Raw genomic sequence first — 24,547 nt, forward strand, 5'->3', positions numbered from 1 at the left:
TGGTATCAGGCTTAGTGGCAAAATGCCTCAAGCCTTAACCTTTAAATTTGCTTTACGCTTTTATTGTGCTTTGGTGTATAAATTTCCTGCTTGTAGCGCAGAAAGTTTTATGCCTTTTATTAGGGATGAACTAAAACCATTGTGTTCCATTTCGTTTAAACCTGCAATGGTACAACCTTTTGGCGAAGTTACCTTATCTATCTCTGACTCTGGATGCGTTCCGTGTAATAATAATAAATCTGCCGCTCCTTTGGCCGTTTGAACTGCCATTTTCAAGGCTTCATCTGCGTGGAAACCAATCTCTACCCCACCTTGAGATGCTGCACGGATTGCCCGTAAAAAAAATGCAATGCCACAGGCACACAGTGCCGTTGCAGAGGTCATTAAATCTTCATTGATTTTTACAACGGAACCAACCGTTTCGAACATTTTGGTAACGTCGGTGATGTTTTCTACCGTGGCATTATCGCTGGCTATGCATGTCATAGATTGACCAATAGCAATTGCTGTGTTCGGCATTACACGAATTACCTCCACATCAGCCCCTAACTTCTCTCTCACCGCAGCACAACTTACTCCAGAGATAACTGAAATGACTAAATGCTTTGCTGGATTAACTACAGGGTGAATTTCATCTAAAACCGTATTTAATTGTTGAGGTAAAACGGCAAGAATCAAAATGTTTGACTTGGCAACTGCGTCTTTATTGTTATTGCTCACCACAAAGCCAGCATCGGCAAAACTTTGTAAGTGATCGATGTTTCTTCTAGTTAGTGTGATATCAGCTGCTTTTGCAAAATCGGCTTTAACCAATCCTTTTGCTAGGGATAAACCGATATTTCCACTACCAATTATGGCTATTTTCTTCATGTGGTTCTTTTTAATTTATTTCAGCTGGTTAGGCCGATTGGTGTTTGTTTGAATAGCAATTTCAGCATTTTTATATGCAATAAGCTCGACAAGTTGAGCTCATCGACTATGGCTAGTTTGGATTTAAGGTTTCATTTTAGTACCGAAAGTGCCCGCTTCCAGTTCGTCAAGTTCATCGGCTTTACCGATATAAACAGCAGTTACACCCTTCTTTATGGCTTCAAAAGCATTGTGCAATTTTGGAATCATACCACCTTGTACAGTACCATTTGCTTTTAAACCTTCAAATTCATGGGCGCCAATTTCCCGCACTACAGAGCTTTCATCATTTACATCTTTCAGCACGCCTTTTTTCTCAAAGCAATATACCAAACGTGTTTCATATAAAGCTGACATCGCTACCGCTACTGATGATGCAATGGTATCGGCGTTTGTATTTAAGAGTTGTGTTTCCCCATCGTGTGTAATGGCGCACAAAACCGGAACAAGCCCTGCTCTTAGCAAACTATCTAGGGTATCGGCAGATACTGAAGTCTCGTCCAAATCGCCAACAAAACCGTAATCAATTTCAGTGGCTTCTAAATTTCCCGCCGATGGTTTAACTTTAACAATTGGCCTTTTTTTGGCTTTGATGATGTTTCCATCTGCACCGGTTAATCCAATTGCGTTGCTGCCTTTAGCTTGTAGTTGGGCAACCATGTTTTTATTAATTAAGCCTGCATAAACCATGGTTACAATCCGCAGGGTTTCAATATCTGTAATCCGACGCCCTTCAACCATTTTCGCTTCAATACCAAGACTTTCTCCAAGTTCGGTAGCGATTTTACCACCACCGTGAACTAAGATTTTATCGCCAGGCAAAGCTGTAAAATCTAAAAGGAATTGATGTAAATTTTGAGAATTATCAATTACATTTCCTCCGATTTTTATGATTGTAAGTTGCTTCATCATTTTAGTTTTTTGTCATTATTCTATAAAGCCTTGGATTTTCTTCTTTTTTGAACCACAAAAGGAACAAAAGAAAACAAAAGTTTATTAACTATTTGGTCTTTCAACTTCCATCATTAATCTTTCCCCTTTAGTCTTTCAGCTTTACCCTTTCAGCCTTAATCTTCGGTCTTTCTCCTTTAGTCTTTCAGCTTTAGTCTTCGGTCCTTCTCCTTTAGTCTTTCAGCTTTAGCCTTTCAGCCTTAGTCTTCGGTCTTTAGCTTTCCAGCATCGCTTTAAGTACGGCTTGCGCTGCCCACAGGCGGTTACCTGCCTCATGAATGACAAGTGAATTTGGCCCATCTAAAATTTCTGAAGATAATTCCAAATCGCGTCGAACGGGCAAACAGTGCATTACTTTTGCATCATTTGTAAACTTCAGCTTTTCATTGTTCATCATCCATCCATCAGGGTAGGTTAAAACCTTCCCGTATTCCTTGTAGCTGCTCCAATTTTTAACGTAAACATAATCCGCACCAGCTAAGGCTTCATCCAAATGGTATTGAATATCAGCACCAGGTGTGAAATCTCCGGAGAGTTCGTAGCCTTCTGGCTGAGCGATTGTAAAATCAATCATCCCTTCATCCTGCGCTTTACACATCCATTCTGCAAAAGAATTCGGAACAGCTTGAGGCAATGCTTTTACATGTGGCGCCCAAGCCAAAACAACTTTAGGTTTTCTACCGTCGGGTTTTTTAGTCCACGTTTCGTGAATGGTAATGATATCAGCAAAACTTTGTAGTGGGTGACGTGTTGCACTTTCTAAGCTCACAACGGGCACTGCACAATACTTCACAAATTTGTTAAAGAAATCTTCACTATAATCTTCTTCTCGGTTGCTTAGTTTAGGGAAAGAACGCAATCCTAAAATATCGCAATATTGGCCCATTACTGCAGCTGCTTCGCGTATGTGCTCTACAGTGGAGCCATTCATCACTACACCATCCTGCGTTTCCAATGCCCAACCTTCTTTGTCCAAATTCATGACCATCACATTCATACCTAAGTTAAGAGCCGCTTTTTGGGTACTCAAGCGGGTGCGCAAACTTGGATTCATAAAAACTAACCCTAAAGTTTTGTTTTTACCCAAATTTTGATGTGCGAAAGGATTCGATTTTAATTCGAGTGCATCCTTAACAAATTGTTTGATGCTTGGAACATCGTGTACGGAAGTAAAAAGTTTCATTTTTTTTTAATGCTTAAAAGCTAAAGGCGGCAAGCTTCATGCTAACGAAAAAGCCCAGACTTTAGTTAATTATTTCATTTCAGCAAGCCAACCAGCATTGCTTAACTGTGTTTGTTTACTATTTATGCTCGATATTTTCTACCTTAATTATTCATCTATCTGCCGAGTAAATCTCTGCATTGTTTAATGCCAGAACCTCATGCCAAGTTCCTTCATGATTCTGTTATTTAACCAGCTTACGGAAGGCAGTTAAAAATTCGTCGGCATGCGCTTGAGTTAAATTTAAAGCCGGCAATAAACGAATAACATTAGGCTTTGCTTCGCCTGTAAAAATATGATGTTTAAATAATAGATCCTTTTTAACATGGGCAAGCGATTCCGGTAATTCTATTCCAATCATCAAACCACGACCGCGAACCTCAACAACTTGTTCAAATTTTCTCAATTCAGCGATTAAATAGTTTCCGATTTCTTCAGCATTCTTCATGAGGTTATCTCTTTCCATCACTTCTAAAACAGCCAAAGCTGCTGCGCAGGCTAAATGATTGCCTCCGAATGTAGTGCCTAGCTCGCCATGCCAAGGTTTAAATTTTGGAGCGATAGAAATCCCTGCCACAGGAAAACCATTACCCATTCCCTTTGCCATGGTATATACATCGGCTTCAACCCCAGAATAATCGTGCGAATAAAATAAACCTGTCCTACCATAGCCACATTGTACTGAATCGGCAATGTAAACGGAATTGTACTCATCACAAAGTGCACGGATTTTTTGCAAGAAACTTTTTGAAGCTTCTTTGATACCACCAACGCCTTGGATACCTTCGATGATTACAGCAGAAATTTCATTTCCTTGCGCCTTAAAAGTTTCCTCTAAAGCCACTTCATTATTGAAAGGTAAAAAAATTACATTTTCGGTTTGATTAACAGGGGCTACAATTTTTGGATTATCGGTTACGGCTACGGCCAAGGAAGTACGGCCGTGGAAAGCGCCAGTAAAGGCAATCACTTTTTTTCTTCCGTTGTAAAAGGATGCTAATTTCAGTGCATTCTCATTTGCCTCGGCGCCTGAGTTAACCAAAAACAACTGGAAGTCCTTTTTCCCTGAAACCTGTCCTAACTTCTCTGCAAGTTGAACTTGCAAAGGAATTTTTACAGAGTTGGAATAAAAGCCTACTTTATTTAACTGATCTGTTAATCGACTTACATAATGCGGATTAGTATGCCCAATTGAAATCACGGCATGGCCACCATATAAGTCTAAATATTTTTGTTCATTGGCATCCCAAACATTACTGAATGATGCCTTTGTTATTTCTATATCGTTAAGTGGGTAAACGTCGAATAAATTCATTTCTTTTTAATGGGTAAGGTGAAAAGGGTAAAGACCAAAGCGGAAAGGGTAAAGACAAAAAGCAAAAAGGGTAAAGACCAAAGCGCATAAGCTAAATCCTAAAGAGCCAAGGCTATAGACTAAAGTTGAAAAATTAAGGGTTTCTATATATAAACAGTAATCCAAATTCTGCATTTCTTAAATCGATAATTTGTTATAACCGTAGATGTTTAATTAAGCCAATTAACATCGCTTTAACTTCTCCAGCCATTTTATTAATTTCTAAATATTTGTTTTCTTCCAGATATTCTAGATCTTTTGCAAGAAAGCATGTGTACTCCATTTCATGAACTGAGCCCAGAGCAATATCAAGAAAATGGGCAAAATCCTTTTCTGTACGCCGGCCCGCTCCTTCAACAATATTTAAAGGAACAGAATATGCAGCCCGTTTAAGTTGACTATGTAAATCATATTTCTCATGAGCGGGAAATGCAGGCAATACAACATTGTAAATATGCAAAACCATCGAATGTGATTTCTTCCAAACATCTAATTTTTGATAATCTCTCATATTTATTCGGTTAAAGCTCAAAGCAAAAAACAAAATTCTTTGGCTTTCAAAATTTTATCAATATGTATATTTGCTCCTCTCAATCTCCACATTGGTCTTCAGCTTCAGCCTTTTACCTTTAGTCTTTCACCTTTGCTCCTTCACCTTCGGTCTTTCACCTTTAGTCTTTCACCTTTGCTCCTTCACCTTCGGTCTTTCACCTTTAGTCCTTCACCTTTGGTCTTTCACCTTTAGTCTTTCACCTTTAGTCTCGTTCAAACTAAAAATAAGCCGCCTTTAATTTCAAGCCTGCTGTTTCTTCTAAACCAAACATTAGGTTCATATTCTGAACCGCTTGGCCACTGGCGCCCTTCAATAGGTTATCGATAATGCTTATAATAAATAATTTACCATTATGCTTTTCTACATGAACCAGCGCTTTATTTGTATTGACAACTTGTTTTAAATCAATGTTTTTCCGACTTACGTGGGTAAAAGGATGATTGCTATAATAGTCTTCGTAAAGTGTTTGAGCATCTTCCAGCGACAAATCGGTTTCTAAATACATCGCTGCCAAAATACCTCTAGTAAATGCCCCACGCTGTGGAATAAAACTCAACACATCAGAAAGCGAGGGTTGCAATTGCAATAATCCCTCTCCAATTTCATTTAAATGTTGATGTTCAAACGCTTTGTAAATAGAAAGGTTATTATTCCTCCAACTAAAGTGAGATGTTGCATTTAAACCCTGCCCAGCACCTGTTGAGCCAGTTGTTGCGTTTATGTGTACCTCACTTTTAATTAATCCTTTTGCAGCCAACGGCAACAATCCCAATTGAATACAAGTTGCAAAGCATCCAGGGTTAGCAATATTATTTGCAGTTTTAATTTGGGCTCTGTTGAGTTCAGGAAGCCCATAAATGAAATTACGATTATCTAATAAAGCATTTGCTGTTAACCTGAAATCTTGCGATAAATCGATGATTTTTATACCCTCCTGAATCGGATTAGCGGCTAAGAATTTTTTAGCATCACCGTGCCCAACACACAGAAAAAGCACATCAATATCTTGAGGAATATCATTCACAAATTTCAAATCTGTATCGCCGATTAAATCTGTGTGTACATCAGAAATTAAATTACCAGCATTACTCGTGCTATTTACGAAAGCAATTTCTACATTGGGGTGATTGACTAAAATACGGAGCATTTCACCGCCCGTGTATCCTGCACCACCAATTATTCCTGCTTTTATTTTGTTCATGTTTAAATTATATCAATCCTGTAAAGAAAATTCGGTATCGGGTTCTCGTTCTTTAAAACCCATAGCATAATATTCAGCTTCAGTATCTCAGCTTTAGTCTTTCAGCTTTGGGCCTTCAGCTTTGGTCTTTCCGCTTTCAGCTTTGGGCCTTGAGCTTTGGTGTTTCAGCTTTGGTCTTTCAGCTTTGGTCTTTCAGCCTTTCAGCTTTATTCTTTTAGCTTTTCCCTTCTTCGCCATTCACTTTATGCCAAATCATCACCTGATTACCGAAAATTTTGGAGAAACCTTTAACATCTTCTCCACTCCATGCGTTATTCATTTCGCCATAACTGCCAAATTTATTACTCATCAAATCGTGGTTGGATTCAATACCAATAATATGGAAACGATAAGGCAACAACTCTACAAACACTTTACCGCTTACTACTTTTTGTGTATCAGTCAAGAAAGCTTCGATATTCCGCATAATTGGATCGTGAAACTGACCCTCGTGCAGCCAGTTGCCATAAAAAGAAGACAATTGCTCTTTCCAGCTAAGTTGCCATTTTGTTAGGGTATGTTTTTCTAAAGTGTGGTGTGCTTTAATGATAATTACTGGTGCTGCTGCTTCAAAACCTACGCGACCTTTAATCCCAATAATTGTATCGCCCACATGTATATCGCGCCCTATGCCAAATGGTTGGGCAATGGCTTGCAACTTTTGGATTGCTGTAACAGGCGCCAAATTTTCGCCATCAATGGCCACCAACTCACCCTTTTCAAAAGTTAATTCTAGCTTACGTGATGCCGTTTCTGAAACTTGAGTAGGCCAAGCACTTTCTGGCAGGGTTTCATTTGAGGTTAGCGTTTCCTTGCCACCTACTGATGTACCCCATAAGCCTTTGTTAATCGAATATCTTGCCTTTTCTGCACTATACTCAACACCATGTTCGGCTAAATATTCTATTTCCGCTTCGCGGGATAGTTTCAAATCTCTAATTGGTGTAATGATTTCAACTCCTGGAATAATAATGTTAAAAATCATATCGAAACGAACCTGGTCGTTTCCTGCACCGGTACTTCCATGTGCCACGTAATCTGCACCAATTTTCTTTACATAATTGGCAATTGCCGTAGCTTGGCTTACACGTTCTGCACTAACCGAAAGTGGGTAGGTTGCATTTTTTAATACGTTGCCATAAATCAGGTATTTAATACACCCATCATAATAACTTTCAGTTTCATCTACCACAGCATGAGATTTTACGCCTAACGCGTAAGCTCTTTTCTCTATTTCTTGTAATTCATCATCAGAAAAACCACCAGTATTTACGATTACCGAGTGCACTTCCAAACCACGATCTTGTGCAAGGTATATACAACAAAATGAGGTATCGAGACCTCCGCTAAAAGCTAAAACAACTTTTTTCATTACTTATTAAATAACAGGGTAAATAAAAACATCAATACTTTTAAGCCTGGTTTTGGCTTAGGTTTAAGCACCAAACTTTGTTTAATGCGCATAAAACGCTCATACAACTTTGGCTTTTTTTGTAATTCGTCGGCAAATTTCTTAGCGGCATCATGTTTCTGTGTAGCTGGATCGTAAAGCATGGCCGTGCACATACAGTTTTTGCGCTCTTTCATTTTCAGAATTTCGAAGTTCACGCAGCTCTGGCAACCTTTCCAAAATTCTTCATCTTGTGTTAGTTCAGAATACGTTACGGGTTCGTAACCTAAATCAGAGTTGATTTTCATAACCGCTAAACCGGTGGTTAAGCCAAAAATCTTGGCCTTTGGGTAAAGCGACCGAGAAAGATCAAAAACTTTTTCTTTAATCGCATGCGCCAATCCAGCTTTTCTGTATTCAGGTGCTACAATCAAACCCGAGTTGGCTACAAACTGTCCATGGCTCCAAGTTTCGATATAACAAAAACCTGCCCAAGTGCCGTCTTTGTGAAAGGCAATAACAGCCTTCCCTTCCTTCATTTTGTTTGCAACGTATTCAGGCGACCGTTTAGCAATGCCAGTACCTCGGGCTTTAGCCGATTCTGCCATCTCAGTTACAATTTGCTCTGCAAAGACATGATGCTCAGCAATTGCGACTTGTACTATAAATTCATTAATATCCATTCGTTTTCTAACGAAAAATTAAGGTATTCTTGTTAATTGGGTTTTTAGAGAGGATCAATTCCTCATAGTATTAGTAAGATGTACTAAATACGTGGAGTAAAATTTTGCCGACTTGTGGGATAGTAAAATACAGGCTGAAAACGATTAATAAACAAACTTTTCCCAGGCACCAGTTGTGCTGTGAAAACAGAAAGTTTATATAAAAATTGTTTAATCATTTCTTGCGTATTAAAACGGCTATAACTCTATTGAGGTGCAAAGGTTTAAATAATAATCGAGTTACACAATACTTTTTAACTTTTTTACATTTTTATACATACAAAAAATGCTAAAGCCTCTTCAAAAACACAAGGCTTTATCTGGCTATTTTCTCATAGTCCAATTGAAACTGTGGTTCCATTTAAAATGCAGCTAGATTAACTTGTTTTGGTGCGGGCCGCCAGTTGAATATCGTGTAGCTATTCCAAAATCTTATTGATACAATTTAACATTGTTAAAAATCGCCACACATATTTAACATGGCATTAACATCATTTAACACTCTAATTCGGGCTATAAAATTAATCTTTGCTTTACCAGAATCAGATAGTCCATTTCATTTAAAAACCAACACTCGCCAAAACCATTATGAACAATTTTACCTTTAAATCTTTCCTACCACGCGTAACTTACTCAATTTTACTACTGTTTGCTGTGGTGCTTATTTCTTGTTCGAAAGCAGATTCCGTAGATGCAACGTTATCTTCTGTTCGGGTAATCAATGCATCGCCAAGTGTGGCTACGTACAATGTTTATTTGGGTGGAAGCCAAATTAATGCTGCAGAATTACCGCTCAATGGATCAAGCGCATATGTTCAAAAAACAGGGGGAACTTATAGCTTAAAATTTACCACAGGCAGTTCGGTAGAAAGTTTACTGACCAAAAGTATTACGATCAGCCAGGGTGCTTATCAATCCTTTTTCTTAATTAATAAGCCTGGTGCTTTGGATGGTTTATACATGACCGATGATTTAGCTATTCCGTCAGTAGATCAAGCCTACATCCGATTTATAAACCTTTCGCCAGATGCACCTGCGTTGGATTTAATTAAAACTGGCGCCACAACGTCATTAATCACAAATAAGGCATTTAAGGCATCAAGCAGTTTCATTTCCATCGCCCCTGGCACTTACTCGTTTGATGTGAAAGAAACTTCTTCAGGGCTAGTAAAAACTACCCTAAGCAATGCAAGTTTTGCCGCTGGATACCATTATGACATCATTTGTGGAGGCTTAGTTTCCCCCTCTAATGATTCCGAACGTGGATTAACGCTCCAAGCATTGCTCATTAAATAACCCCGAATAATTAATAATCTTGCCGATCTTCAATCCCACTGATGATCGGCTTTTTTATTTGCAATCGTAATAGCGACAGGATATTTCCAGTTCTTATTTAGAATAATTAAAAATAATTTGGAATTTAAAGCAGAACGACGTTAATTTGCGCTGTTTAGAATTAATCCAAATAAATTTAAAATGAATAAAATCCTCCTTACAAGTTTATCGTTCATCCTAACCGTTATATGCTTCGATACTTTTGCACAACAACTTGCCACCATTAAAGGCACAGTTATAACATCTAATGGTAAACCAGCTGCCTTTATTTCAATTGGGCTTAAAGATAAGGGCCTTGGTAATACAACCGATGACAATGGTAACTTTACCATTCATCGCGTAAAACCAGGAACTTATATACTAAAGGCATCAGCAGTTGGCATCCAATCGAGTGAGAAAACCATTAGCATCGTTGCCGGAGAAGTTAAAATCGTAAATTTTACCCTGGTTGAAAATGATCAAGCCTTACAGGATGTTACCATTGCGGGTAAAAACAATCGATACAAAATTGGCTTACCATCTGCTTCTTTGAGATTGAACGAACCACTTTTGGAAGCACCCCAAAACATTCAAACAGTTACCAATCAAGCCATTAAAGATCAACAGATTATCAGCATGAGTGATGGCCTAATTAGAAATGTGAGTGGTGCCGTTCGGGTAGAACATTGGGGCGATTTATATACAAACATCACCATGCGAGGCTCTCAAATTCAGGCCATGCGAAATGGCTTCAACGTCGTTTCATCCTTCTGGGGGCCGCTAACTGAAGATATGAGTTTTGTAGATCACATCGAATTTGTAAAAGGACCAGCAGGGTTTATGCTGGGCAATGGCGACCCAAGTGGCTTGTACAATGTAGTTACAAAGAAACCTACTGGATTTAACCGAGGAGAAGTTTCCTTTACGTTGGGCAGCTTTGATTTGTACAGAACAACTGTAGATTTTGACCACAAATTAACCAGTGATGGAAAATTATTATTTAGGCTAAATGCAGCTGTTCAAAATAAAGGTTCTTTCCGTCCTTACGAGCAGAACGATCGCTATAGCTTTGCTCCAGTGTTGAGTTATCAAATTACAGACAAAACTAAACTCACCGCAGAATATACTTTCCAAAATGCGAAAATGACTGAGGTAGGTTCATACTATATTTTCTCTCCTACTGGCTATGCCACTTACCCAAGAGAAGCTACCATGACCCAACCGGGCTTACCTGCCACTCGAATCAACGATCAAAGTTTGTTTTTAAACCTGCAACACAGTTTTAATGATAACTGGAAATTAACTGCACAGGCAGCCTACTTTAAATATGATCAGGTGGGTAACAGCTCTTGGCCTTCTGCCGTTAACGCAAATGGCACAATCATCAGAAACGTAGCCATCTGGGACGCCGCAAGCACCATGAAGTTGGCTCAATTATTTATTAATGGCCAAGCTGAAACCGGCGCCATTCATCACCGAATTCTTGCCGGATTTGATGGTGGCAAGAAAAACTATATGGCAGATTGGGGCCAATCGCATAACTTAGATTTAGCCTCATCACCATTCGATTTAAATAGTCCTAATTATGGTTTCCCTGCAAATGGCTACCCTAATTTTGATCGTACAACTCCCCTAGCACAAAGAGCTATAAACGCTGGTGGTTTGATGGACTCAAAATATTTAAGTGCTTATGCACAAGATGAATTGGGGTTTTTTAACAACAAAGTACGCTTAACGCTGGCGGGCCGATATACTTTTGTTAGTCAATCGGCTTGGGGCGGCGCAGCTTATCAAGCTAAAAAAGTTACACCTCGAGTGGGTTTAAGTGTATCAATAGATGAAAACACCGCGGTTTACGCTGTTTATGATCAAGCCTTTACACCTCAAAGCGGATCCATTCGCAATGGCGGCAAGGTTGAGCCAATTACGGGTACAAATAATGAAATTGGAATAAAAAAAGAGTGGTTTGATGGAAAATGGAATACCACTTTATCCGCATATAGAATCCTTAAGCAAAATGAATTAACCGCAGATCCAACCAACACGCCCGGCCAAAATTTCAGTGTCATTTTGGGCGAAAAAAGATCGCAAGGTATTGAATTCGATGTGAGAGGTAAAATTACCAATGGCTTAACGCTGATTGCGAATTATGCCTATACTGATAGCAAAGTTACAGAAGTTGCATCAGGGGTAACGGGTATAAATGTTGGTGATGTGATTCCTGGCTTTGCTAAACATGTTTCAAACGCTTGGTTAACTTATACCCTACAAAATGGCGCCCTTAAAGGCTCTGGAATTTCTGCTGGCTTTACTTATCTGGCCGATCGTGCTACAGATACCTGGAGTGTGGGCTTACAAAAACTTCCAAACTACTTTAAATTGGATGGTGGCCTTTTTTATGAGCGTCCGAAATTTAAAATTACGGGCAATGCATTCAACATCCTAAATAAATATCTGTTTACGGGTTCATACTACCAATGGTTAAACGCCTACTACTATCAAGCAGAAGCGCCAAGAAATTACCGCGTATCTGTAGCTTACAAATTTTAATAATCAAACGAGTAGGGGTTGGTCAGATAGCCTCCGCTCGTTTCCACCCTAAAAACAAAACCCATGAAAACTAAATTATCCCTATTGTTTTTCTTTATCGCTTTCAGTATTTCTAATGCATTTGCACATGCCTTGTGGATTGAAACACCATCCAACGGAAAAAAAGGTCAAGCACAAGAAGTTAGAATTTTTTTCGGTGAGTATGAAAGTAATCAACCCGATTCTACAGCCAAGTGGTTTAGCAATTTGAAGGCATTCAGATTGATTTTAACGGCTCCAAACGGAAAAACTCAATTGTTAAAGGCTTCTCCAGATGTGCAGTTCTTTAAAACTAGTTTCACTCCAGATGAGGATGGAACTTACCAGTTATCTGTTGTACACGAGGTTGAAGGAATTTTTGAAAACGCGAAAATTGACTACTATGCCTTTGCTGATGTTCGGGTTGGAAACGGAAAAACAAACAATAACCATCCTACAAAAGCAGCACTAACCATCAGACCAGATAAAACTGCACTTAAAAGTGGCGATGTCGCTATTTACAAAATGAAGTATCAAAAAGCACCATTTGCGAAACAAAAACTAAGCATAGTGGGGCCTGATAGGAAAGTACAAGCAACTGAAACTGATGCCGATGGAAAGTTTACCTTTAAGCCCGAACAACAAGGAAACTATTTTTTCGAAGCCTTTACAGAAGATAAAACGCCAGGACAGCTCAACGGAAAAAACTATGAGAAAGTTTGGCACTTAGTAACCTACACTACCGAAGTTAAGTAATACACAATTTGAAAAACACCTAACCAATTGGATAAAAAAATCCAATTGGTTTTTTAATTGAAACAAGTTTAATGGCATTAACAAAACCGCTTCAGAAGAAATCTAAAAAATCAAAGTTGAGACGCCTAAGCGATTGGTTGCACTTGTGGCTAGGAATTATTTCTGGCCTTGCTGTTTTTATGCTAGGGCTGACAGGATGTATCTTCTCCTTCCAAAAGGAAATCACAACGTTCTTACATAAGGATTCTATTTTTATTGAAGCGCCCTCTAAACTAAAAACTTTGCCCTTAAGTACGTTAACAGCAAATGCTGAAAAAGCTTTAGGTGCTGAGAAGAAAGTTTCATTCATTACCACTTATAAAGTGCCTAATCGGGCATGGGAATTTGGAACATACAAAGCTGGGGATCCTAAAGCTTTTTGGTATTTCGATTCGGTTGATTACTATGATTTAGTGCTAATTAATCCATACACTGGCAAAGTAACTTTGGTTGAAGATCATAAATATGAATTTTTTACCGTGGTAAAAATGTTGCATTGGAGCTTTTTAATCAACCATCCAATCGGTCAACAAATTGTAGGCTGGAGTACCGTCATTTTTGTTTTTCTGCTGATATCTGGAATGATCATGTGGTGGCCGAAAAACCTCAAAAAATCAAATTTCGATAAGAGTTTTAAGATAAAATGGAAAGCAAAATTTAAACGCGTTAATTACGATTTGCATAACGTTTTGGGCTTCTATGTGATGATTATTTGCTTGATGTTGGCTTTAACCGGGATGGTATTCGCTTTCCAGTGGTTCCAAAAAACGGTATATGCGGTGGCTTCACTAAGTACAGCCGCACCAAAAAGTGTAGTGGCAAAATCAGATTCCACTGCAAAAGGTTCCGCGAATCCTTTTGACGTAGCTTTCAACGCTGCCCAAAAAGAATTTGAAAGTGCCGAGAGAATCGGAATGTCGCCCGCAACTGGAACAGGCGATGGTGTAATTTATGCTACTGGCTACCGCGACGATGAAACCTATTGGAATTTTGATGTTTTGCAATTCGATCAATACTCGGGTAAACTACTTAAACGCAGAAATCAATCTGAAAAAAATGGCGGGGAAGTTGTAACGGCTATGAATTACGATATCCATGTCGGGGCTATATTAGGGTTAACAGGCAAAATACTAGCGTTTTTTGCAAGCTTTATCGCAGCAAGTTTACCCATTACTGGATTTATTATTTGGTGGGGCAAAAAGAAAAAGAAGAAAAATCCTGCGCTTGTAGAATTATAACTAAACTTCGCAAAAACCGAAGATGAACTTCATTTGTAATGGCCCAAAGTTTTTAAAACACAGTTAGCCAAAACTAAAACACTTTTAGTCAGATTAAAATTCAGATTTTTAATCACAACTATTAAATTTGTGCTATATCATCACCTAAAATTTATAAAATGAACGCTCTTCTAACCTTCTTAAAAAACTTCTTCCTTGCCTCTGGAATTATTTGGGTATTGGCTGCCTTATCGATAATCACCTTCGGATTAAACTTTCAACGCCAAGAAATTATCATTACGTTAATCTTACCCCTAGCTTACGCGATTGTTAGAATTTTCGACCAGAGTAAAAACACAGCGAACTGAAAATCGTAATCGCTAATTAATTTTAACTTTAAGACTTATTCAATTTAACATGAAGCGATTTGTCTTAATTTTCATTTTATTTCTTTCTAGTAATTGTTTCGCACAAGATTCTATCTATACCAGAGCCATTTTAAATGTACTTACATCCAAAAATTTTTGGGGTCGCGGTTATACTAAAAATGGGATGGGCAAAGCAGCAGATTACCTTTCTGCTGAATACAAAAAACTAGGGCTGTTTGCATTTAACGGCGGTTACAAGCAGTATTTCAGTTATCCTGTAAACACATTTCCCGGAAAGATGAAGGTTGAGCTTAACGGAAAAAAGCTTATTCCGGGGAAAGATTTTCTTGTAAATAATGAAAGTAAAGGTCTAAAAGCCATTTCAAATGTAGAAAAGATTGATAGCATACATTTTACAGGCACAGGAAACCTACAACTTATTTTAAAAGATAAACTAACTTGGTCTGTTGCCACAGAAGTTGGAGATTATACCTTAATCGAACTAAATCGAAAAAACCTTAAAGAAACGCCCACAAATATTCATGTTGAAATCGAAAATCAGTTTATAGAAGATTTCAGCGCCTCGAATGTTTGTGGCTACATAAAGGGAACAAAATTTCCCGATTCGATTGTGATGATTACCGCACACTATGACCATTTAGGGGGAATGGGTACAGAAACTTACTTTCCAGGGGCAAATGATAATGCCGCAGGGGTGGCAAGCTTGCTGAGCTTAGCTAAATATTATGCTGCCAATCCACAACCCTATTCCGTTGGATTTATCTGCTTTGCAGGAGAAGAAGCCGGTTTGCTAGGTTCGAAGTACTTTACTGAGCATCCGTTAGTTGCCTTAAATAAAATTAAATTCTTGATTAACTTAGATTTGGTTGGTACCGGAGAAAACGGGATGACGGTAGTAAACGCCAGTGTTTACCCCAAAGCTTTTGAAATTTTAAAAACCATAAACGCAGAGTACAAGTACATTTCTAAAATAAATGCTCGTGGCAAGGCCGCCAATAGCGATCATTATTTCTTTACTGAAAAAGGCGTACCCGCTTTCTTCATTTATACACAAGGCGGACCTTCTGCCTACCATGATGTATTGGATCGGCCGGAAACGTTACCACTAACAGAGTATGAAGATTTATTTAAATTAATTGTGGGTTTTAATCAAAAATTGATGGAGGAATAAGCGGTTATCCGGATGAACACCCGAAAACAGGATGTAAACTTTCCGTTTGGAACGACGAAGCCAACTTTTATAGATTTAATTTATTGGGATAATATTTTGAGCCTTTGGGATAATTAACTTTAGCCCTTGCATTTGTATAATCATCTTTGAATCAACAAAAACGAAAACAAGATTCAATATGAAAACGATACAAAAAATCAGCTTAGCTCTTTTAATTTTATGTGCCTTCACGGTAAATTTAATGGCGCAAAACCAAATCGAAATCGTAATTGTGGCTTCAAGTCACGACAATTCCAAATCCACCCAAAATTTTCGGGCCATTATTGATAAACTGAAGAATTTCAAACCCGACATGGTATTTGGGGAATATCTACCAGAAACTGATTATGCTCAATTGGAAGAAGGCCACTGGGCAAAAAAGGCTTTCAAAAAAGGGCACGACTATTTGGAAAGGTTAAATCCTGGGGTAATCAAAAATCCATCAAAACAGATTAAAAAAGATCAGCAGGCCTTATCAAGCTTTGCGTATTATCATAAAACCAGAATGAATTTGGCTGTAAATTATGCTAAAATCTGGGATCGGGGCAATGCGGAATATCAGATTTTCTTATTAGAGAATGAGATGAAAAAAAGATTTGGCAAAGAGGAAGCTACGAAATATAGCGAGATGTTTGGCAGTCAGGATTCTTTAAAGAAAGCTGGATTGTATCGCCCTGGAAGTGAATATTCGAAAATATACTTCCCCTTAATTTATGAACTAAAACAAGATCAAATTTATAAAATGGACTGCCAAACCTATGATAAACCTTGGGGAGAAGCATGGGCAAAAATGGATTCTCTGTATAAAATAATGGTTAAAAAGGCAGAGGCAGATTCTACTTCAGATGAAGCAAAAACAGTTGAAGCGATGAATGTATATTGGAAATTTACCCCAGAGGAGGCGAAAGTTTTTAATGCTGATGCCTATGCAGGTATGAATTCAAAAAAATATGGCGAGCTGGACGAAGCTTGGAATTTGTATGGCGGTAGGCACTTTTACGGCTACGCTGGCTTTCCAACTGATGCTTTAAAGGACATGGTTGCTCAATGGGTTTTAAGAAATGAGGGCATGTGCAAAAACATCATCAACCAGGCCCAAGCCAAAAATGCAAAAAGAATTGTTGTGGGTGTTGGCGCATCGCACAGAATTTGGATGGAAGAAATTTTAGCTAAAAACCCAAACGTCAAAATCATCAATTTCAACAATTTATAACAATGGTTAAAAGGTTATATCATCAATCAAATTTGATTTAAACTTAAAGGATTTAATCTAAAGCCACCGCATTCCGCCTTTGTTCGTGTCTTTAAGATCCAATAAAAACACCCTTCAGTTAATGTTACGTGCGAACCCCACTATTGCCATTAGCAAACGCCTCCCAAGTAGGGGCGTTTTGCTGGTATTTTTAAGATTAATCTTTCTGAGTGAGTCGAACAAGATATTGATCTTCGCCATCATCAAAAACGAGCTCACAATTCCAGCCCGTTTCTTCTGCTATTGATTTAATTGTTCTCTCATCTATGTAAATCCAATTGAACCAGTTTCCTTTTTCACCTTTATACTCGTATTGATAGGATACCTCGCCATAGTACTGATTCTGAGGTTTAGGTAAATCTTCATACAAATAGGCAATATCGGATGAATCGAAAATCAGCTGTCCGTTGGGATTCAGTAATTGCTTTATTTTAAGTAAAAAATCCTTAAAGCCTGGCAAAGTACCGGTCAAGCCAATTCCATTCATCAGCATGATAATGGTATCGAACTTTCCTTCGAGTGTATAAATATCTTGCAAAAGTGCCTTTTTAACCCCTCTGTCTTTCATGATGTTTACCGCAGCTTCTGATACATCAATTGCAGTAACATCGATATTAAAGGCCTGTAGAAGTAAAGCATGGCTACCCACTCCAGCGCCAATATCCAAAACCTTACCTTCACACATATGGAGCGCCTGCAACTCTAAAACAGGCATTTCTTCGTCATCACGAAAGAAAAATTCTAAAGGCATCTCTTCTGGCTCACCATAAGAATTGTTCAACCAAAGTACATCAGCCTCACCAGTATTGTAAATATCAGTAAGTGCTTTACCAAAAACATCCATAAGTGCAAAGATAGTTAGGAAACACTAAAGCGAAAAAATTAAACTACTCAGCTCATTAACTTTATACTTCTAATCAGTCTGAAAGATTAAACTCTTGATGATATTCTGGAATAGCGACATGCATAAAGCCGTGTTCTTTCAAGGTGGCGGCAAAATGTTGTTGCACTTCATATTCGCCATGCACCAAAAATAACTGTTTAACCTTGGCTGGGTCTTGGCAAGATAAAAATTTAAGTAAATCTTCATAATCGCCATGCGCGCTCATCGATTTGATAGATCTTACCTCTGCTTTCACATCGTAATTGTCTCTAAAAATCTCTACAACCTTCTGCCCTGCAATTAGTTTTCCGCCAAGCGAATTGGGTTCACAATACCCAACCATTAATATGGTATTTTTGTGGTTTCCAATGTTATTTCTAATGTGATGCTTGACCCGGCCAGCCTCCGCCATGCCAGATGCCGAAATAATTACACATGGCCTTGGATCTTCATTTAAAGCTTTAGACTCTTCTACAGTTTCTATAAATCGAAGCCCTTTAAAAGCAAAAACATCATGATCTACCTTCAATGTGCTTTTTACCCCATTATTGTAAACTTCGGGATGGTTTTTCAAAATCTCTGTCGCTTTTGAAGAAAGTGGACTATCTACATAGTAAGGTACATCAGGCAATTTTCCCTTAAGCTCTAAACCATTTAAGGCATAAAGAAGTTCTTGTGTTCTTCCAACACTAAATGCAGGAATAATCACCTTACCTTTTTTTACTTTACAGGTATTACTGATGATCTCCAGCAACATATCTTCAATTGGATCAAGATCTTTATGTAAAGAATCTCCATAGGTAGATTCCATTAAGATATAATCTGCCTGATCAAACTGCTGTGGGCTTTTTAAAAGTAAATCACCATAACGGCCAACATCTCCGCTAAATGTAATTCTTGTGGTTTGCTTATCTTCCGTAATAGTTAAATGAATCGCTGCACTTCCTAAAATGTGGCCAGCGTCAGTAAATTTTAGTCGGATGTTTTCTTCAATTTCGAAATCCTCTTCATATTCTACGATTTTCATCTGACTTACCGTCTGAATCACATCGTCATCAGTATAAAGGGGCTCTTCTTTTTCTTCGCCTTCGCGTAAATGGCGATTGGAGAAGTCCGCATCCTGCATTTGAATTTTAGCAGAATCCATCATTAAAATGCGGGCCAAATCCATGGTAGCCGAAGTACAGAAGATTTTTCCTTTGAAACCCTCTGCAACAAGGCGTGGCAATAAGCCGCAATGATCGATATGTGCATGAGACAAAACCAGATAGGTAACTTGCGCTGGGCTAAAGCCAAAGTAACCGTTTAGCTTATCGGTAACCTTACCCATGCCTTGGAAAAGGCCGCAATCTAGTAATATTTGAGTGTTATTTTTTAACGTAATAAGGTGCTTACTACCCGTAACTGTGCGGGCTGCACCGTGAAAAGCAATTTTCATTTGTAATGGTTAGAAATTATTTTAGAATAAAAATGCCGGATAAATCCGGCATTTCCTATTCTTTAAGCATTTATATCTGCTAGTTTATCTTTAACCTTGTCGGCCACCGTTGTTGCTTTATCTGCTAGGCCAGCTAACTTATCCTTTGATACATCTAATAAATCAGCAAAAAAATCTGATAATTTACCTTTGATGTCGCTGGTAGAATCTGAAGATAATGCCAATGCGATTGTTGCGCCTAATGCTGCTCCGGCTAATACGCCTACTATAATTTTTGTTTCTTTCTTCATGATCTTAAATCTTTAACTAATAAACATATTTTAGCTTATCGTGTTTTATTTTTTTTATATTACAAAAACCAATCCACAATGAAACAAGTATTTTTTATCGATTTAGATAATACCATTTACTTCACAAAGCCAAATGAGCAGCAACTCATGAGTGGGATTTATAACCTGCTGGATCAATTAGATTTAGGCATTACAGCGGATGAAAAAAGGCAAGCTAAACAAGAAATGCTTCGCACACCTTTCTTAAAGATTGCTAAAAAATACGGCTTTAAACCTGAAGCTTTAGAAAAGGCAATCGAGTATTTGAGCAATCGATCTGTTACTGCGCCTTTAAAACCCAGCCACGACTACCATTACATAAAAAACCTAAAAGGAAGAAAATTTATTGTCACCGCTGGTTTTCCAAAACAACAAAACTCAAAAGTTGTAATGTTAGGCATAGCCGATGATTTTGAAGAAGTATTTGTGGTTGACGCAGGATCTTCTAATAAAAAAGAAGCATTTCTACATTTAATAGAAAAGCATGATTTAAATAAAGATGAGATTTTAATTATTGGTGATGATGCAGATTCTGAAATTAAATTTGGGCTCGAACTTGGAATCGATACTTTTCTATTAGATCCCGAAAATCTCCATCCTAATGCTAAAAGCACTTATACAGCAAAGGATTTAAGTATTTTACCCCAAATTGTTGAGTATGGATAAGGCATAAAAAAAGTCCCGATTTTCATCGGGACTTATCAATCTATCCTCTACCACCTCTTGATGGTCTTCCTTCCGAGCCACTTCTTTCGCCACCACGATTTTGTTGTTGCTGTTGTTGTGGTGCTTCTACTCTTCGTGGTTCAGTACGTTGTTGCTGTTGCTGAGCCCTTTGCTGTTGAACTTGTGCTTCCCTTTGCTGTGCTTGTTGTGCACGCTGTTGTTGTGCTTGTGCATCGCGTTGTGCTCTTTGTTGTTCCATTTGGGCAGAACGTTGCTGTGCTTGCTGAGCCCTTTGCTGTTCTACCTGTTGACTACGTTGTTGTTGAGCTTGCGCATCACGCTGTGTTCTTTGCTGTTCCATTTGGGCAGCACGTTGTTGTACTTGTTGTGCACGTTGCTGATCTACCTGCTGACTACGTTGTTGCTGTAATTGGGCATCTCTTTGTGCGCGTTGTTGTTCAAATTGCCCACGTTGCTGATCAGTTTGCTGGCCTCGCTGTTGTTGGATTTGCACATCGCGCTGCGCACGTTGCTGGTCTTGGCTCATACGATCTTGTTGAACACCACGTTCAGCTCTTTGTTGTTGGGCCTGTTGTACCCTTTGCTGATCTTGATTTCGATCAACATTTGGTTGCCCATTGTTCTGACCAATACGTTCACCTCTACCATTAGCATCCCTATTATAAACCCCGCCTCTGGTATTGGGTTGATTGCTATTGCCTCTATTCTCTACATTTCCATTGATGCGAACATCGGATTGGCCATTTCTGTTTCCAAATCTGTTATCGGTATTGTTTCCGCCACGAGTAGAGTTGTCGTTCCCTCTTCCGTTTCTAGCAAAACCTGCATTACCTTGTTCAAATTTCCTTGGTGCCGCGTTGCGATTATCTACCGCATTGCGTTCTGGCCTTGGTCTGTAAATAGAAACCGCTCTGCTATCTATCCTACTTGCTCCTGGTCTGTTGCTTTGGTCAAATCTATACACACGTACATCGCGGTTTGTTGCACGTCTAATATCTTCAACTCTTGGTCCGCCATAATAAGTTCTTCTATTATAAACGTAAGTGTTGTTGATAATGGTTGTGTTGCGGATGTACACATTGTTTCTACCATAGTCATACCTAGGAAATCTATTGATATAAATATTGGCTTGAGGAATAAAGTTCCAGCAAAATTCTGGCACCGAATAACGACGGCCAAAGCTTAAGTTAATGTTGATGCTTGGCGCCATTGGTGCCCAGCCGTAATAACCATCACCACTTCTCCAATCTACCCAAGCTGGTCCCCAATTGGTATCTGGCAACCAAATCCATTGTCTATAACTGTTTATTACCCAACGACCGTAGTGAAATGGAGCCCATCCCCAATCGTAATTTGATACCCAAGTATTGCCATATTCTGTCATTGCCCAACGGCCATTTGAATAATATGGACGAAACTCATTTTGATCTACATCAGGACGCCAAACGTATCCGTATTGTGGGTCTTGAATCCAGGTACCGTAGGGTGAAAGTTCATCGTAGAAAGTTTGTAAAGAAACGTTACCCGTGCTATAACCATCATCTTGGTAACTGTCTTGGTAGTCTTGTGCCCTGACTAAGGTTGTGGTTCCGGCAAGGAGCCCAAAAAGCCCCAGCACAATAGCCGCTAATTTCAGTGTTTTCATTTGTGTGTTTATTTTAATAACCTAATGTGTGTGTATCAATTAGAGAACCAAAACTACCCAGGGTTTAATATGCTAGCATAGTTTTCGTCATTTGTGCCAAATATCGCTGATAATGGCATATTTAACTCTTATTTAACGTTTTAACTTGCGTATAATTGTGCGGAAAATAAGTCATTTAGAAATAAAATTTGCTACACCACTGTTTACAAAATAGATTGTATGGTACAACTCTTAAACTTTAAAACTTAAATTCTATTTATTGTAAGTATTTTTGCATCATGCAGAACGGTACCTTATATTTAATTCCTGTTCCTCTTGCTGAAGAGGTAGCACATAAAACTTTTACACCTTATTTGGTTGATACCATTAATCAAATTGACACTTACATCGTAGAAAATAGCAAAACCGCTCGTCGGTTTTTGAAAGAAGCGGGCTTAAAAACGCCTCAAAAAGATTTAATCGTACACGATTATGGAAAACATAACCGTACAGATTTAGGTCAGTTTTTCGTTGAGCTTTTGGCAGGAAAAGACGTTGGCTTAATGAGCGAAGCAGGATGCCCTGGTATTGCAGATCCAGGTGCCGATATTGTTGCAGAGGCACACAAAAAAGGAATTAAAGTTGTGCCTTTGGTAGGGCCTAGCTCTATTCTGCTTGCATTGATGGCCTCTGGCTTTAATGGACAAAGTTTTGCATTTTGGGGCTATTTGCCAATTGATAAGGAACAAAGAACTAAGCGAATTAAAGATTTGGATTTATCGGCTAGTCGATATAAACAAACGCAGATCTTTATTGAAACACCTTTTCGCAACAATCAAATGCTAGAAGAAATTTTGAAAAGCTGTAAACCAAGTTCTCAGCTTTGCATTGCTAGTAATTTGACAGGTGAAGACGAATACATCAAGACCCAAACGGTTTATCTATGGCGCAAAGAAACAATAGATTTACATAAAAAACCAACTATCTTTCTTTTATACTAACCCTTTGGTGTTATTGTGAATTAAAAATTAGGGGATTTCCGAACGGAGAGATCTTTGAAAAAAGAACCAAAATTTCCTTAAAAGATTTCTCCGCTACGGTCGAAAGGACGCCTCAGCAATCCGTCTTCTCGACTGGAGCGCAGCGAAATGGAGAGATCTTTGAAACCAATAACTAAAACTTCCTTAAAAGATTTCTCCGCTACGGTCGAGGAAATGTTTCTCGCCCAGCATGAATGCCTTGCTTCACAAACTAAAAATGCACAAGATTCATTCTAGCGGTACATTCCCTTTCCCTCGATAAATTGTATGACTTTATCTGGCAAGAAAAATTGAATGTTTTTATTTTCTTTAATCGCTTTGCGGATGAAGGTTGAAGAAATTTCCATCAATGGCGTTTTCGTTAGCGTAATGGATGGATGATTTCCCCATTCCGTTACATTAGCCTCTGGGCGGGGATAAACGTAAATTTGATAATTTTTGAGCAGCACCTCGTAATTTTTCCACTTTTTTAAAGAGGCTAAGTTATCCGCTCCCATAATCAGCACAAATTCTTTTTCTGGATACTTTTCGTGTAAATGGGTTAATGTGTCGATGGTATAGGAGGGCTGAGGCAATGCAAATTCGATATCACTCACTCGAATGTGCTCGGCGTTTTCAGTAGCCAGCTTAGCCATTTCCAGCCGATCGTACATGTTGGTTAATCCACTTTTATCTTTCAGTGGATTGTGTGGTGAAACCACCAGCCATACTTCGTCTAGCTCGGTATGATTGGCCATGTAATTCGCAATAATTAAGTGCCCAGTATGGATTGGATTATAAGAACCGAAAAAAAGACCAGTTTTCATATTAAGATAATCAGCTAGATAATTGCGGAGTTAATATTTTAAACGTTGAAATCAGATTTGGCTAACTTTTAATAAAATCTCCAACCAATTTTTCTGCTTCGGCACAAGCTGTTGCTAAATCGTAGTTTTTTAAAATCACATCAAACTTATCGGCATAGGTTAACTCCTTTTCTGCTTTGATAAAACGTTCTTGTAATTTTTCAGGACTATCAGTTCCTCTACCACTTAAACGCTCTTTTAAAACTTCTAAAGATGGTGGCTGTACAAAGATAGCTAAAGCATCTTCTTCATATTTTCGTTTCAGCCTAATGCCACCCTCTACATCAATATCAAAAATAACGTGTTTCCCTTCATTCCAAATGCGTTCAATTTCGGAGCGCAATGTTCCGTAGAATGTTCCATTGTAAACCTCCTCAAATTCTACAAATTCTTGACGGGCTACTTTATGCAAAAACTCTTCTTTACTAATGAAATAGTAGTCATTTTCATGGGTTTCGGCGCCACGTAATTCGCGGGTTGTTGCAGAAATAGAAAAGCTCAGTTCAGGAAATTTGCTTAATAAGTGATGTACGATAGTGGTTTTGCCTGCTCCAGATGGTGCCGAAAATATAATTAATTTGCCTTGTTTCATTTTGTTGAGACTAAAGACTAAAG

General features: G+C 38.5%; 23 protein-coding genes. 9 read left to right on the top strand and 14 right to left on the bottom strand.

What is annotated here, in order from left to right; genetic code table 11:
• Positions 1-60: 60 nt before the first annotated feature.
• From proC to DHW03_RS08525, 8 genes are all read right to left on the bottom strand, one after another.
• Positions 61-870, bottom strand: coding sequence for a pyrroline-5-carboxylate reductase (proC, locus tag DHW03_RS08490; RefSeq protein ID WP_109925320.1), 810 nt, complete (start codon positions 868-870; stop codon positions 61-63).
• Positions 871-993: 123 nt separating this feature from the next.
• Positions 994-1,818 carry an acetylglutamate kinase gene (argB, locus tag DHW03_RS08495; protein WP_109925321.1) on the bottom strand — a complete coding sequence of 275 codons (825 nt, stop codon included), beginning with the start codon at positions 1,816-1,818 and terminating at the stop codon, positions 994-996.
• A gap of 256 nt (positions 1,819-2,074) precedes the next feature.
• Positions 2,075-3,043, bottom strand: coding sequence for a Rossmann-fold NAD(P)-binding domain-containing protein (locus tag DHW03_RS08500; protein WP_109925322.1), 969 nt, complete (start codon positions 3,041-3,043; stop codon positions 2,075-2,077).
• Positions 3,044-3,266: 223 nt separating this feature from the next.
• The gene (locus DHW03_RS08505) at positions 3,267-4,397 is read right to left on the bottom strand and encodes an aspartate aminotransferase family protein (protein ID WP_109925323.1); all 1,131 of its coding nucleotides are present in this window, start codon (positions 4,395-4,397) and stop codon (positions 3,267-3,269) included.
• Positions 4,398-4,590: 193 nt separating this feature from the next.
• Entirely contained in the window at positions 4,591-4,947 is a 357-nt protein-coding gene (locus DHW03_RS08510; RefSeq protein WP_109925324.1) for a four helix bundle protein, read from the bottom strand.
• 259 nt (positions 4,948-5,206) lie between these two features.
• A complete protein-coding gene (gene argC / locus DHW03_RS08515) occupies positions 5,207-6,190 on the bottom strand; it encodes an N-acetyl-gamma-glutamyl-phosphate reductase (RefSeq protein ID WP_109925325.1) in 984 nt (327 codons plus the stop codon).
• A gap of 214 nt (positions 6,191-6,404) precedes the next feature.
• Positions 6,405-7,601: an argininosuccinate synthase gene (argG, locus tag DHW03_RS08520; RefSeq protein WP_109925326.1), complete on the bottom strand. Its 1,197-nt coding sequence runs from the start codon at positions 7,599-7,601 to the stop codon at positions 6,405-6,407.
• Positions 7,601-8,302 carry an N-acetyltransferase gene (locus DHW03_RS08525; RefSeq protein WP_109925327.1) on the bottom strand — a complete coding sequence of 234 codons (702 nt, stop codon included), beginning with the start codon at positions 8,300-8,302 and terminating at the stop codon, positions 7,601-7,603. The genes argG and DHW03_RS08525 overlap by 1 nt, the downstream gene beginning before the upstream one ends.
• A 627-nt stretch (positions 8,303-8,929) precedes the next feature.
• On the opposite strand from DHW03_RS08525, the gene DHW03_RS08530 reads away from it, so the two are divergent.
• The 7 genes from DHW03_RS08530 to DHW03_RS08560 all read left to right on the top strand — a co-directional run bounded on the left by DHW03_RS08530 (position 8,930) and on the right by DHW03_RS08560 (position 17,047).
• Positions 8,930-9,637, top strand: coding sequence for a DUF4397 domain-containing protein (locus tag DHW03_RS08530; RefSeq protein WP_109925328.1), 708 nt, complete (start codon positions 8,930-8,932; stop codon positions 9,635-9,637).
• A gap of 180 nt (positions 9,638-9,817) precedes the next feature.
• Positions 9,818-12,205 (top strand): TonB-dependent receptor, encoded by a 2,388-nt coding sequence (locus DHW03_RS08535; protein ID WP_109925329.1) that lies wholly within the window; start codon positions 9,818-9,820, stop codon positions 12,203-12,205.
• A gap of 63 nt (positions 12,206-12,268) precedes the next feature.
• Positions 12,269-12,979: a DUF4198 domain-containing protein gene (locus DHW03_RS08540; protein WP_109925330.1), complete on the top strand. Its 711-nt coding sequence runs from the start codon at positions 12,269-12,271 to the stop codon at positions 12,977-12,979.
• Positions 12,980-13,050: 71 nt separating this feature from the next.
• A complete protein-coding gene (locus DHW03_RS08545; protein ID WP_109925331.1) occupies positions 13,051-14,256 on the top strand; it encodes a PepSY-associated TM helix domain-containing protein in 1,206 nt (401 codons plus the stop codon).
• 158 nt (positions 14,257-14,414) lie between these two features.
• A complete protein-coding gene (locus DHW03_RS08550) occupies positions 14,415-14,603 on the top strand; it encodes a hypothetical protein (RefSeq protein WP_109925332.1) in 189 nt (62 codons plus the stop codon).
• A gap of 49 nt (positions 14,604-14,652) precedes the next feature.
• The gene (locus DHW03_RS08555; RefSeq protein ID WP_109925333.1) at positions 14,653-15,795 is read left to right on the top strand and encodes a M28 family metallopeptidase; all 1,143 of its coding nucleotides are present in this window, start codon (positions 14,653-14,655) and stop codon (positions 15,793-15,795) included.
• Between the two features lie 178 nt (positions 15,796-15,973).
• On the top strand, positions 15,974-17,047 hold the full coding sequence (locus DHW03_RS08560) for a DUF5694 domain-containing protein (protein ID WP_109925334.1): 1,074 nt from the start codon (positions 15,974-15,976) through the stop codon (positions 17,045-17,047).
• Between the two features lie 196 nt (positions 17,048-17,243).
• Here the strand turns inward: DHW03_RS08560 and DHW03_RS08565 are convergent, their stop codons facing one another.
• From DHW03_RS08565 to DHW03_RS08575, 3 genes are all read right to left on the bottom strand, one after another.
• Positions 17,244-17,930 carry a class I SAM-dependent methyltransferase gene (locus DHW03_RS08565; RefSeq protein ID WP_109925335.1) on the bottom strand — a complete coding sequence of 229 codons (687 nt, stop codon included), beginning with the start codon at positions 17,928-17,930 and terminating at the stop codon, positions 17,244-17,246.
• A gap of 73 nt (positions 17,931-18,003) precedes the next feature.
• Complete coding sequence (locus DHW03_RS08570; protein ID WP_109925336.1) at positions 18,004-19,407, bottom strand: MBL fold metallo-hydrolase RNA specificity domain-containing protein; 1,404 nt, start codon at positions 19,405-19,407, stop codon at positions 18,004-18,006.
• A 62-nt stretch (positions 19,408-19,469) separates the two neighbouring features.
• On the bottom strand, positions 19,470-19,697 hold the full coding sequence (locus DHW03_RS08575) for a YtxH domain-containing protein (protein WP_109925337.1): 228 nt from the start codon (positions 19,695-19,697) through the stop codon (positions 19,470-19,472).
• A 78-nt stretch (positions 19,698-19,775) separates the two neighbouring features.
• Between DHW03_RS08575 and DHW03_RS08580 the strand changes: the two genes are divergently transcribed.
• Positions 19,776-20,402, top strand: coding sequence for an HAD family hydrolase (locus tag DHW03_RS08580; protein ID WP_109925338.1), 627 nt, complete (start codon positions 19,776-19,778; stop codon positions 20,400-20,402).
• A 40-nt stretch (positions 20,403-20,442) separates the two neighbouring features.
• Here DHW03_RS08580 and DHW03_RS08585 read toward each other — a convergent pair whose 3' ends face one another.
• Positions 20,443-22,068, bottom strand: coding sequence for a DUF6600 domain-containing protein (locus tag DHW03_RS08585; protein WP_109925339.1), 1,626 nt, complete (start codon positions 22,066-22,068; stop codon positions 20,443-20,445).
• A gap of 278 nt (positions 22,069-22,346) precedes the next feature.
• Between DHW03_RS08585 and DHW03_RS08590 the strand changes: the two genes are divergently transcribed.
• Positions 22,347-23,048, top strand: a complete 702-nt coding sequence (locus tag DHW03_RS08590; RefSeq protein ID WP_109925340.1) for an SAM-dependent methyltransferase — start codon at positions 22,347-22,349, stop codon at positions 23,046-23,048.
• Positions 23,049-23,320: 272 nt separating this feature from the next.
• Here DHW03_RS08590 and nadD read toward each other — a convergent pair whose 3' ends face one another.
• The gene (gene nadD, locus DHW03_RS08595) at positions 23,321-23,893 is read right to left on the bottom strand and encodes a nicotinate (nicotinamide) nucleotide adenylyltransferase (RefSeq protein WP_109925341.1); all 573 of its coding nucleotides are present in this window, start codon (positions 23,891-23,893) and stop codon (positions 23,321-23,323) included.
• A 61-nt stretch (positions 23,894-23,954) separates the two neighbouring features.
• Positions 23,955-24,524 (bottom strand): guanylate kinase, encoded by a 570-nt coding sequence (gene gmk / locus DHW03_RS08600; RefSeq protein ID WP_109925342.1) that lies wholly within the window; start codon positions 24,522-24,524, stop codon positions 23,955-23,957.
• Positions 24,525-24,547: the final 23 nt, after the last annotated feature.

This window comes from Pedobacter yonginensis, assembly GCF_003173595.1.
GTDB lineage: Bacteria > Bacteroidota > Bacteroidia > Sphingobacteriales > Sphingobacteriaceae > Pedobacter > Pedobacter yonginense.